The following is a 12,151-nucleotide window of genomic DNA, read 5'->3' as shown; positions in this document are numbered from 1 at the left end:
AATTCATTTATCTATGATACTTTGATAACCAAAGTATTAATCCATGAGAAAAGAGGATGGCAATGAAAAAGTTTTTAACTGAAACCGAAGTGATGGATTTGATTCCAAATCGTTATCCCATTATTTATATTGACTACGTAGATGAGATTGAATCAGGTAAAAAAATTATTGCAACGAAAAATGTCACGATCAACGAAGATTTCTTTCAAGGGCATTTCCCCGGAAATCCGGTTATGCCAGGTGCATTAATAGTAGAAACATTGGCACAAGCAGGCTCTATTTTGATTTTAAAATCAGAGGAATTCGCAGGACATACTGCCTATATCGGTGGTATCAATAAAGCAAAATTTCGTCAAAAGGTAGTACCGGGCGATACAATTAAATTATCGTTTGAAATCACAAAAATGAAAGGGTCAGTCGGTACAGCGGACGCGATTGCAACAGTTGAAGGAAAAATCTGTGCACAGTGTGAATTCACATTTATCGTAGGACCAAAATAAAAGGGAGTGTGACAAATTTTTGTCATACTCCTTTTGCTTTTACAGTGTTATTATTTTGCTTCTTGTAAAATTTTGATGTTTACAATTTTAACTGGATTGACTGGTTTTGAATTTTCTCCAGAATCATTAGTGGTTACTTCTTCACTTGCAATCTTATCGACGACACTCATCCCATCGATTACTTGGCCAAATACAGCATAATTACCATCTAGAGAAGGGGCACCGCCTTTTTTGTAGGCATTAATAATTTTTTCAGGATAGTACTGAATCGCCAGTCCATCAGAAACATCTTCATTGTTTTGGACAATAAAGAATTGACTTCCTAGACTATTGGCTTAGCTACTACTTGCCATCGAGAGAGCGCCACGAATGTGGTACAGTTGATTTGATATTTCCGCGGCAAATCCTTTACCCCAGATACTTTCACCACCACTACCCGTGCCTTCAGGGTCGCCACTTTGAATCATAAATTCATCAATCACCCGATGAAAAATTACCCCATCATAATAGCCTTCTTTAGCATGCGTAACAAAATTTTCAACCGCTTTTGGTGCTATTTTAGGAAATAATTTGATTTTGATCTCGCCATCAGTCGTACTCATCAATACGACTGTTTCATCCTCTTTAATTGTAGTATCTAATTGTGGTAGATCGAGACTATTCAAGTCCACGGTTGATGAGGTCGTCTCTGTCACTGAAGTCTTTGTTTCTGAAGTTGTCGTGCTGCTTTTACTTTGACAAGCCCCCAAAACGAGACCCAAACTTACTAAAATTACTAAGCCAAACTTTTTCTTAATCATTTGTTCAATCCTTTCTTTTATTTGTTCCTATCATAACAGACGATGAATTGTTCAAACAATAGCTCAAGGAGACAAATCCAATTTGTTTTTCTCATGTCTGATATTTTTATTCTAATTGCTTATCGGGTATAATGAAAAGATAGACAAAGTGCTCATAGATAGGTACAATGGATAAGACTTTGTGGAAAAAATGCGCACAGTAATCAGAATAAGTAGAATGGAGGACAAATACATGTCCATGTTTTTAGATCAAGTAACTATTGACGTCAAAGCTGGCAAAGGCGGCGATGGGATGGTTGCTTTTCGACGGGAAAAGTATGTGCCAGATGGGGGACCAGCTGGTGGTGATGGCGGACGTGGAGGGAATGTCGTTTTTGTTGTAGACGAAGGTTTACGGACACTAATGGACTTTCGCTTTAATCGTCATTTTAAGGCTGATCCAGGCGAAAACGGAATGAGTAAAGGGATGCACGGACGCGGCTCTGAGGATTTACTTGTAAAAGTACCTCAAGGAACAACCGTGCGTGATGTTGAAACAGGCAAAGTGATTGGTGATTTGATCGAGCAAGGTCAAACATTGGTTGTTGCACAAGGGGGCCGTGGTGGGCGCGGAAATATCCGTTTTGCTTCTCCGAAAAACCCAGCACCCGAACTTGCCGAAAATGGCGAGCCAGGCCAAGAACGAAAATTAGAATTAGAGCTTAAAGTACTAGCGGATGTAGGACTAGTGGGCTTCCCATCAGTTGGGAAATCAACCCTTCTTTCTATTATATCGTCAGCAAAACCTAAAATTGGTGCATATCACTTTACGACACTTGTACCAAATCTTGGGATGGTTCATACAAGCGATGGTCGAGACTTTGTTGTTGCGGACTTACCAGGGTTGATAGAAGGAGCATCGCAAGGTGTGGGTCTTGGTACGCAGTTTCTACGTCATATCGAGCGGACGCGTGTAATCTTGCATATTATTGATATGAGCGGACTTGAAGGAAGAGATCCGTATGATGATTACCTGGCAATCAATCATGAACTAGAGACCCATAATCTCCGTCTATTGGAACGCCCGCAGTTAATTGTCGCGAATAAAATGGATATGCCGAATGCAGAAGAAAATCTTGCAGAATTTCGAAAAAAAATAGCAGCACAGCAAACCGATGAATTTGCTGATCCAATTCAAATTTTTCCGATTTCTAGTATCGCAAAAAAAGGAATTCAACCACTGTTAAATGCAACAGCTGATTTATTAGAGGTGACACCTGAATTTCTTTTATATGAACAAGATATGGAAGAAGATGTGGTTCAGTACAATTATCGATCAAGCGAGCCTGAGTTTACAGTTGACCGTGAACCAGATGCGTCTTGGACATTGCATGGTGAGAAAATCGAAAAGTTATTCCAAATGACCAATTTCGATCATGACGAGACAGTCATGCGTTTTGCTCGCCAATTACGCTCAATGGGTGTCGATGAAACATTACGTGCGCGTGGTGCCAAAGATGGCGATATTGTTCGCATTGGTAATTTTGAATTTGAATTTGTTGAGTAACAATTAAAGTAGCCAAGTTTGGGTATTCCCATACTTGGTTCTTTTCTTTTTACTATTTATTGGTAAAATGGAGGTAGTTAAAAGAAAGTAGGGGATTTTTTATGGCTAAGAAAGTCATTGTCGCTAATTTTGAATACAATTCACAAGCGTATCAAGCATTTTCTGAAGTAAAAAAAGTTGCCACAAGAGGCCAATTAAAAATTGAACAAATGGCCGTTGTTAAACATTCAAATGATGGGAATCATAAGTTTTCCATTGAAGATTTTTTTGATCCGACTGGCTCATTAGGCACCTCAACGGGTGGGATGATTGGAATGTTGATTGGTGTATTGGTTAGTCCATTGGCTATTTTACTCGGATGGTTCGGTGGAAGCTTGATCGGAGCGACGAAAGATGCCAAGGAGCTATCAACCGCTCAAACGATATTTGAACATCTCGTTTCACAAATTAGTGAAGGCAAAACCGGCTTGATTGTTATCGCTGAAGAAACAGACAACCGCCCCTTGAATGAAGTGATTATGCAAGAATTAGGTGGCGGCATTAGCCGGTTTGATTTTGAAGAAGTTGAAGAAGAGATTAAAAATGCCAATGAAGTAACAAACAAAACGAAAGAATCATCTTTGAAATTCTGGAAAGAAAAACACAAAGAATAAAGATGGAAAGATAGGTAAAAATGGAAATTGAATTTTTAGGAACAGGAGCGGGTGTACCTGCCAAGCATCGCAATGTCACTAGCATTGCCTTAAAACTTTTGGATGAGCGGAATAAAATTTGGCTATTCGATTGTGGAGAAGGGACGCAGATGCAAATCTTACGCACGACAATTAAGCCAAGAAAAATTGAAAAAATTTTTATTACTCACTTACATGGCGATCATATTTTTGGCTTGCCGGGCTTGCTAAGTAGTCGCTCGTTTCAAGGTGGTAATGAATCTCTCGACATTTACGGTCCTAAAGGGGTAGAGGAATTCGTGAGGACATCTTTACGAATTTCGCGTTCAAGACTAGGCTACAAATTAAACTTTTATGAAGTGACAGATGGTATTGTATTTGAAGACCACCAATTTACGGTCTTTGCCAAAAAATTGGATCATGGGATTGATAGTTTTGGTTATCGTGTCGTAGAAAAAGACCATGTCGGTGAATTACAAGTCGATAAGTTAGTAGCGATGTCCGTTAGCCCAGGCCCAATTTTTGGCCAGCTAAAGCGTGGCGAACGTGTGACATTGCCAGATGGTCGCGTACTTGACGGCAAAGATTTTCTCGGTCAGGCACGGAAAGGGCGCATTGTGACAATCTTAGGGGATACAAGATATTGCCAACAGTCGATTGAATTAGCAAAAGATGCGGACGTGCTTGTTCATGAAAGTACCTTTAATAAACATGAAGCAAGCATGGCTAAAGATTATTTTCATTCAACAACACATCAAGCTGCTGAAGTAGCAAAAAAAGCTGGGGTACAAAAATTAGCACTGACTCATATTAGTGCTAGATATCTCGCAAAAGAAGCGATTGAGTTGGAACAAGAAGCAAAAGAAGTTTTTCCAAATACACTTCTAGTGAAGGACTTTGATCAAGTACTTGTTCCCTTTCGATGAGAGGAGAAACAGATGAAATTAAAAGGAAAAGTGGTTTTAGTAACTGGTGCTTCTTCAGGATTTGGAGAGCAAATTTGTTATGAGGCAGCAAAAGAAGGCGCCATTGTCATAGTCTGCGCCCGTCGTATTCAACTAATTGGCGCTGTGAAAGAATGCTGCATGGAATATAGTCAGCAGCCGGCCTATGCGTATCAGATGGACGTGACAAATCCGGAACAAGTCGACCACGTATTGGCGCGAATAGAAGACGAAGTTGGTGCGATTGATGTGCTTGTAAACAACGCCGGCTATGGTTTGTTTGAGGATTTTGTGAATACATCGTTTGAAGAAATTCGTAATATGTTTGAAGTAAACGTCTTAGGGTTGATGTATATTACGAAACGAGTGGCTGTCAAAATGATCGAACAAGGCAGCGGTCACGTCATCAATGTGGCTTCTATTGCTGGGAAGATGGCGACACCTAAATCATCCATTTATTCAGCCACAAAATTTGCTGTTTTAGGCTTCTCTAATTCAATCCGTTTAGAGTTAAAGTCATTTAACATTCATGTGACTACTGTAAATCCAGGTCCGATGGAAACCAATTTCTTTGACAAGGCTGATCCAGAAGAAGTGTACTTATCTAAAGTTCAGCCTTTCTTGACGGAACCAGCTTTCTTAGCACGGAAAATCGTAAAAATTATCGGTAAACCAAGACGAGAAATCAATAAACCATTGATTATGGCAGCTGCTGCTAAGGCGTATGTGCTATTTCCTCGAGTCGGCGACTATCTAGCTGGTGGTATTTTTAATAAAAAATAGAATAGGTGAAGTAGATGAAAAATCAGTGGCGTATTATTTTAGGATTGATTTTAACGTTGGTTATTGTGATTTTTGCTATCTTAAATAACAAGCAAGTAGCGATTAATTTTGGCTTTACAGCCATTCAAGCACCACTAATTATTGTGATAATTGGTGCGGCTTTTATTGGCGCAGTCGTGATTGCTTTAGTCGCAACTTCTAGTTATGTCAAGCAAAACAAAGAATTAAAAGCTTTACGCAATCAGCAAATAACCGATGATGCAGTCATCGAAAAACGAGTAGCTGAACGAAAAGCAGAACTTGAAAGAGAATATGCAAATAAAGCAATTGAAATGCAGCAAACATTTGATCAAGCAAACAGTGTAAATCAAGCATCCCTTGAGGAGACACAAACGAAATAACCGAACGTTAAAAATAGAAAAAAAGTCAAAAGGATAGCATAGATGTTCGGTTGACTTTTTTTCTGCTTGGATTTTAAGTGGCAATTTTGGACCATTAAGGAGTGATTGTTTGTCGAAAGTAACATATCAATGGTTAATAAGTGAAAATGAACTATCCGATAGCTTCGTGACAAGTGTTATAGGAAGACAGCTTCCAGAGACATTTGCTACGTTGCTATGGCAAAGAGGTATTCGGGACGAAGAAGCACTAGAGAACTTTTTGCATCCATCATTAGAGAAACTACATGATCCTTTTTTATTTTATGATATGGACCGAGCTATCGAACGCGTGCAGCAAGCGATAATAGAAAATCAAAAAATTCTTATATACGGTGACTATGATGCAGATGGCATCACAAGTACGACAATCCTTAAAGAAGCCTTGGATTTTTTAGGAGCAGATGTAGAATTTTATCTACCGAATCGTTTTGCTGACGGGTACGGGCCAAATCAACGAGTCTATTCGGAAAAAATTAATGAAGGTGTCCAATTAATCATAACGGTCGATAATGGTGTCTCCGGCCATGAAGCGATTGACTATGCTAATAGTGTGGGCGTAGATGTCATTGTCACTGACCACCATGAACTACCTGAACAACTACCGAATGCCTATGCGATTATCCATCCGAGACATCCAAAAGGGCACTATCCTTTTAAAGAGTTAGCTGGAGTTGGAGTGGCATTTAAGTTTGTCTGTGCTTTACTTGATGAGCTGGTCGTCGAAAGTCTGGATCTAGTCGCGATAGGGACGATTGCTGATATGGTCTCGCTGACAGATGAAAATCGTATTTTGGTTGCATTTGGCTTGCAAGCTATACGGCAAACTGAACGAATGGGGCTCCAAGAACTGATTCGAGTGAGCCAAGTCGTTCCAGAAGAACTTGATGATAAATCAGTCGGCTTTTCACTTGCACCACGGTTAAATGCGTTGGGTCGATTGAGCGATGCGACGATTGCAGTAGAATTATTGACGACATTCGATGAGCAAAAAGCTAAGACTTTGGCACAAGAAATTGATCAAAAAAATACCGAGCGCAAACAAATCGTCGCCGATGTATTTGCAGAAGCTAGCCAGAAAATAAATGTTGATAATCAAATTCATGTCATAGTTGGTGAAAACTGGCATGAAGGGGTTTTGGGAATTGTTGCCGGAAGAATTATGCAACAAACAGGAAAACCCACCATTGTTTTGACAAAATTAGTAAATGGAGTAGCAAAAGGCTCAGGTCGAAGCATCGAGAGTTTTGATCTCTTTCAAACACTTCTCCCACTAAAAGAACTGTTTTTGTCATTTGGTGGCCATCACTCAGCAGTCGGGCTGTCTATCGAGCAGAATCAAATAGATACTTTACAGCAATCACTAAATGACTACGTGCTAACGCGAGGTATTCATTTTACTGGTTTGCCATTAAGAATCGATGGGACGCTAAAGATTGAAGAAGCGACGGTACCATTTATCAAGTCTCTACAAACATTAGCTCCTTTCGGGATGGACAATCGCTACCCAAAATTTTTATTTTCTGAGATCAAAGCGACGGACAATCGCTTAATTGGTGCAGAAAAAAATCATTTAAAAGGGCAGCTTTCTGACGGTTCAGCTTCCTTGCCGTATATTGCTTTTCAATTTGGTAGTTATTTGACTGACTTTTCTTCGGATAACCTTTCTATTGTGGGTGAACTAACACTAAATAGTTGGAACAACCATGTCACGCCACAATTGATGGTCGATGACTATCTTATAAAGGGATCACAGGTCTTTGACTTTCGCTCGAAACGCCAATCATTGCCGCCTCTTAATGTAAGAGAGAGTATCTTTATATCATTTACGGAGAAAAAAATAGGTGACAAAAAATTCCAAGCAGAAACGATTCATGTTCGAAATGAAGAAGATATCGCTCAACTTAAACAAAAATCCTACAAAGAAGTCATTTACCTGGACTGCCCTTCGGATGTTAAATTGGTTAAAAAAGTAGCGCAGCAATTTAAAAATGCGCACCATTATCTTGTATTTGAAGCGACTGACGATGCGTATCTGGATGGGTTAGGCACAAGAGAGCAGTACAAAAAAATGTACCAAGTGATCAAGCAACAACAGACACTTGATATACGCTACAAATTGGATGAATTGGCGAATTATTTACAGATTCCTAAAAAGTTATTAATTTTCATGATTCAAGTGTTTTTTGATTTAAAATTTGTTACAATAAACGATGGTATCTTAGGCTATGTTGAAGATGTTGTTCCGACGCAACTTGAGGCAAGCACGATTTATCAACAGAGGAAGCAACGAATCGACTCTGAGATGTTTTTACAGCTCTCAGATATTGCTGATTTAAAAGATTGGTTCTTTTCATAGGAGGAAATAAAATGAATTTAAAAGACTACATAGCGAGTATTCCAGATTATCCATCAAAAGGAATTGTATTTCGTGACATTTCGCCATTAATGGCAGATGGCGAAGCATACAGAGCAGCGACCAAACAAATTGTAGACTACGCACAAGAAAAAGAAATTGACATGGTAGTTGGACCTGAAGCAAGAGGATTTATTGTTGGTTGTCCAGTAGCATTTGAACTTGGTGTTGGTTTTGCACCCGTTCGCAAACCAGGGAAACTTCCAAGAAAAACGATTTCTGTTTCATATGATTTGGAGTATGGTAGTGATACATTAACCTTGCATGAAGATGCGATTAAACCAGGCCAAAAAGTATTAATTTGCGATGATCTATTGGCGACAGGCGGAACAATCAAAGCTACGATCGAACTTGTTGAAAAATTGGGTGGAGTTGTTGTTGGTTGTGCATTTTTAATTGAATTGCAAGATTTACATGGCCGAGACAAAATTGAAGGGTATGACATGTTAACGTTAATGGAATATTAGTGAAAAAGGAGTATGACGAAAATCCGTCACACTCCTTTTAATATGGGTAAAAAAGTTTTCCAATTAAAGTTCATTAACCTTTTTGAATGTAAATTATGACTTGTATCTAAAATTTTCAGACTGGTACATTCGATTAGCTCGACGATATTGGCGCATTTGATACTGCTTATCATCCCAAGCCAACAGCCAAATGATTAGTAAAGGACTAACAAGCAAGAAAGTGACCAAGAAGCTAGCGTGACCAATAAATATACCTAGAAACAACACCAATAAAATAAATCCAAAACGACGAATAGTTTTCAAATTAATCACTCCTCTGTCCGATGCGAACATTTGTTTGTATTTTTATTATACGAACATTCGTTTGGTTTGTAAAGAGAAAAGAAGCAAACTTTTTTAAAAGTTTGCTTCTAGAGGATTAAATTGCGATATAAGCCGACAACTCGTCCCAATATTTTGACAGATTGTAAAATAATGGGATCCATAAAATCATTTTCAGGTTGCAAGCGATAATAATTTTTTTCTTTGTAGAAGGTCTTGCAAGTAGCTTCATTTTCGTCAGTCATCGCAATGACGATATCACCATTTTGGGCAATATCTTGTTTACGAACGATGACTTGGTCGCCATCTAGAATACCAGCGTTAATCATGCTCTCTCCTTTGATTGTAAGCATGAACAGGTGCCCTTGATCATTCGTTAAATCAGGTGGTAAAGGGAAAAAATCAGCGGCTTCTTCAACTGCTAAGATGGGTTCACCCGCTGTAACAACACCAAGAAGAGGGATGCTATCGGAAACAATATCAATTGCTTCTAAACCTTTTGCCGTCAGCTCGATTGCACGAGGCTTTGTCGGGTCTCTAAGAATATAGCCTTTCTTTTCTAACCTAGACAAGTGTCCGTGAACGGTCGAAGTAGAAGAGAGTTGTACTGCTTCCCCGATTTCTCTAACAGTAGGTGGATATCCCTTTTCCGAAACGCGTTGATGGATAAATCGTAGAACCTCAAGTTGACGGTTTTCAGTTCGTTTCACCAAATTGTACACCCACTTTCATTTATATAATTAGTGTATCATATTTAGGTCGGCTATTCAAACAAATGTTCGTATATTTAGCTTTCTTATTTGTTTTTTTTACCGTTTTCAATTATCATTAAGTGGAAAGTGAGGCGAGTATGTATGTTATCAAAAGAAAAGTTAGCAAGAATTAATGAATTAGCAAATAAAAAGAAGACCTCTAACTTAACTGAGACAGAAACTTTGGAGCAAAAGAAATTGCGCGAGGAATATTTGGCTGCATTTCGTGGTGGAATGAGACACCATATTGAAGGGATGAAAGTAGTAGATCCAAAAGGAAATGATGTTACTCCAGATAAGTTAAAGAAAATTCAAAAAGAAAAGGGTCTGCACGGACGCTAGTAGCTAAAGAGAAAGATTGCGCATCTTTCTCTTTTACTATATAATGAGTTATGAGAATAAAAGTAAAAAAACCTAAATTAGGAGGCGTTTCTATTGTTCGACAAAATTGATCAACTAGGAGTCGATACTTTACGTACGTTAAGTATTGATGCGGTACAAAAAGCAAATTCAGGCCATCCAGGATTACCAATGGGTGCAGCACCAATGGCATACGCATTATGGACAAAACATTTAAAAATTAATCCCAAAACTTCAACTAAATGGGTAGATCGTGATCGCTTTGTTTTATCTGCTGGCCATGGTTCCGCATTGTTGTATAGCTTATTGCACTGTGCAGGCTACAATGTGACCACCGAAGATTTGAAGAATTTTAGACAATGGAATAGCAAAACACCAGGACATCCAGAAGTCAATCATACCGATGGCGTGGAAGCAACGACCGGTCCTTTAGGGCAAGGGATTGCTATGGCAGTAGGTATGGCAATGGCAGAAGCGCATTTAGCAGCAACTTACAATAAAGATACATTCAATATTGTCGACCACTATACCTATGCACTATGTGGGGATGGTGACTTGATGGAAGGTGTCTCTCAAGAAGCGGCTTCATTAGCTGGCCATTTAAAACTAAATAAATTGGTGCTATTTTATGATTCAAATGATATTTCACTTGATGGACCGACCTCAAAAGCTTTCACTGAAAATGTTGGTGATCGATTTAAAGCGTATGGCTGGAATCATATCCTTGTGAAAGAAGGCAATGATTTAGAAGCTATCTCAAAAGCGATAGACGAAGCAAAAGTGTCGGATAAACCAACCATGATTGAAGTGAAAACAATTATCGGTTTTGGTGCACCAAAACAGGGTACGTCAGGCGTTCATGGTGCGCCATTAGGTATTGAAGGAGTTGCGGCAGCTAAAAAAGCATATGGCTGGGAATATCCAGAATTTACAGTACCAGAAGAAGTCCAATCACGTTTTACAAAAGCAATCCAAGAACGTGGAGCACAGGCAGAAGCAGAATGGAATCAATTATTTGCTAGCTATGAAGCTGCTTATCCAGAATTAGCAAAACAATTCAAAGATGGTTTCGAAGGGCGTTTGCCTGCTGAATGGGAAGCGAATTTGCCAGTATATGAAGAAGGATCAAGCCAAGCTAGTCGTGTATCAAGCAAAGAAATGATTCAACAACTTTCTAAAAATGTTCCTACTCTTTGGGGTGGTTCCGCTGACTTATCTAGTTCAAATAACACGATGGTTGCAGCAGAGAAAGACTTTGAACCAGGACAATACGAAGGACGCAATATCTGGTTTGGTGTTCGTGAGTTTGCCATGGCAGCTGCAATGAATGGAATTCAACTACATGGTGGAACAAAAGTGTATGGTGGTACTTTCTTTGTATTCGTGGACTACTTACGACCAGCTGTTCGTTTGGCTGCAATTCAAGGAGTACCAGTCACATATGTCTTAACGCACGACTCAGTGGCAGTCGGGGAAGATGGGCCAACACACGAACCAATAGAACAATTGTCGAGCCTACGCTCAATTCCTAACTTACATGTATTGCGTCCAGCAGATGGAAATGAAACTCGAGCAGCGTGGAAAATTGCTTTAGAATCAAAAAAAACACCTACTGTACTTGTCTTAAGTCGCCAAAATTTACCAGTCATTCCAGGAACAGCCGACAATGCTGATAGTCAAGTTAAAAAAGGTGCTTATGTGATCTCACCGCAAAAAGGAGATAAACCAGAAGGAATCTTGCTTGCAACAGGGTCCGAAGTTGCTTTGGCAGTTGAAGCACAAAAAGTACTTGCTGAAAATGGCCACGATGTATCTGTAGTATCGATGCCTAGTTTTGATCTGTTCGAGGCGCAAGCGGATGAATACAAAGAATCTGTCTTACCAAAATCAGTTAAGAAGCGTGTAGCTATTGAAGCAGGATCATCATTTGGTTGGGCGAAATATACAAAATGTAAAGGGAAAATTATTGCGATCGATCACTTTGGTGCGTCTGCACCTGGAAACAAAGTGATGGAAGAATTTGGCTTCACTGTGGGTAATGTTGTCGCAACGTATCAGTCAATCTAGAAAAGATTAGAATTATCTAGGTACAATCAAAATGACCATAAAATTCAAAAGTTTGCTCTCAAACTTTTGGGTTTTATGGCTTTTTTC

At 39.2% G+C, this 12,151-nt stretch carries 12 protein-coding genes and 1 pseudogene; 10 read left to right on the top strand and 3 right to left on the bottom strand.

What is annotated here, in order from left to right; all coding sequences use genetic code 11:
* Positions 1-62 precede the first annotated feature (62 nt).
* The gene (fabZ, locus tag HMPREF9088_RS06320) at positions 63-500 is read left to right on the top strand and encodes a 3-hydroxyacyl-ACP dehydratase FabZ (protein WP_040366577.1); all 438 of its coding nucleotides are present in this window, start codon (positions 63-65) and stop codon (positions 498-500) included.
* A 50-nt stretch (positions 501-550) separates the two neighbouring features.
* Here fabZ and HMPREF9088_RS06315 read toward each other — a convergent pair.
* A pseudogene (locus tag HMPREF9088_RS06315) lies at positions 551-1,300 on the bottom strand (peptidylprolyl isomerase).
* 232 nt (positions 1,301-1,532) lie between these two features.
* Between HMPREF9088_RS06315 and obgE the strand changes: the two are divergent.
* The 7 genes from obgE (at position 1,533) to HMPREF9088_RS06280 (ending at position 8,564) form a co-directional block, all read left to right on the top strand.
* Positions 1,533-2,846 carry a GTPase ObgE gene (gene obgE, locus HMPREF9088_RS06310; RefSeq protein ID WP_040366574.1) on the top strand — a complete coding sequence of 438 codons (1,314 nt, stop codon included), beginning with the start codon at positions 1,533-1,535 and terminating at the stop codon, positions 2,844-2,846.
* Positions 2,847-2,947: 101 nt separating this feature from the next.
* Positions 2,948-3,499, top strand: coding sequence for a DUF1269 domain-containing protein (locus tag HMPREF9088_RS06305; protein ID WP_007208334.1), 552 nt, complete (start codon positions 2,948-2,950; stop codon positions 3,497-3,499).
* Positions 3,500-3,519: 20 nt separating this feature from the next.
* Positions 3,520-4,443 carry a ribonuclease Z gene (gene rnz, locus HMPREF9088_RS06300; protein ID WP_007208333.1) on the top strand — a complete coding sequence of 308 codons (924 nt, stop codon included), beginning with the start codon at positions 3,520-3,522 and terminating at the stop codon, positions 4,441-4,443.
* 12 nt (positions 4,444-4,455) lie between these two features.
* Complete coding sequence (locus HMPREF9088_RS06295; protein WP_007208332.1) at positions 4,456-5,244, top strand: SDR family NAD(P)-dependent oxidoreductase; 789 nt, start codon at positions 4,456-4,458, stop codon at positions 5,242-5,244.
* A 14-nt stretch (positions 5,245-5,258) separates the two neighbouring features.
* Positions 5,259-5,645, top strand: coding sequence for a LapA family protein (locus tag HMPREF9088_RS06290; protein WP_007208331.1), 387 nt, complete (start codon positions 5,259-5,261; stop codon positions 5,643-5,645).
* A gap of 109 nt (positions 5,646-5,754) precedes the next feature.
* Positions 5,755-8,040, top strand: a complete 2,286-nt coding sequence (recJ, locus tag HMPREF9088_RS06285) for a single-stranded-DNA-specific exonuclease RecJ (protein ID WP_007208330.1) — start codon at positions 5,755-5,757, stop codon at positions 8,038-8,040.
* 11 nt (positions 8,041-8,051) lie between these two features.
* Positions 8,052-8,564, top strand: a complete 513-nt coding sequence (locus HMPREF9088_RS06280) for an adenine phosphoribosyltransferase (RefSeq protein ID WP_040366571.1) — start codon at positions 8,052-8,054, stop codon at positions 8,562-8,564.
* Between the two features lie 93 nt (positions 8,565-8,657).
* Here HMPREF9088_RS06280 and HMPREF9088_RS06275 read toward each other — a convergent pair whose 3' ends face one another.
* Positions 8,658-8,876, bottom strand: coding sequence for a hypothetical protein (locus HMPREF9088_RS06275; protein WP_376786156.1), 219 nt, complete (start codon positions 8,874-8,876; stop codon positions 8,658-8,660).
* 98 nt (positions 8,877-8,974) lie between these two features.
* Positions 8,975-9,598 carry a transcriptional repressor LexA gene (lexA, locus tag HMPREF9088_RS06270; RefSeq protein WP_007208327.1) on the bottom strand — a complete coding sequence of 208 codons (624 nt, stop codon included), beginning with the start codon at positions 9,596-9,598 and terminating at the stop codon, positions 8,975-8,977.
* Positions 9,599-9,739: 141 nt separating this feature from the next.
* Here lexA and HMPREF9088_RS06265 point away from each other — a divergent pair, with 141 nt between their 5' ends.
* Both HMPREF9088_RS06265 and tkt read left to right on the top strand, forming a co-directional pair.
* Positions 9,740-9,979: a DUF896 family protein gene (locus tag HMPREF9088_RS06265; protein WP_007208326.1), complete on the top strand. Its 240-nt coding sequence runs from the start codon at positions 9,740-9,742 to the stop codon at positions 9,977-9,979.
* Between the two features lie 93 nt (positions 9,980-10,072).
* Positions 10,073-12,064, top strand: coding sequence for a transketolase (tkt, locus tag HMPREF9088_RS06260; RefSeq protein ID WP_007208325.1), 1,992 nt, complete (start codon positions 10,073-10,075; stop codon positions 12,062-12,064).
* Positions 12,065-12,151: the final 87 nt, after the last annotated feature.

The sequence above is a fragment of the Enterococcus italicus DSM 15952 genome (assembly GCF_000185365.1).
Taxonomy (GTDB): domain Bacteria; phylum Bacillota; class Bacilli; order Lactobacillales; family Enterococcaceae; genus Enterococcus_G; species Enterococcus_G italicus.
This window is presented reverse-complemented; position numbering and strand designations above follow the sequence as displayed.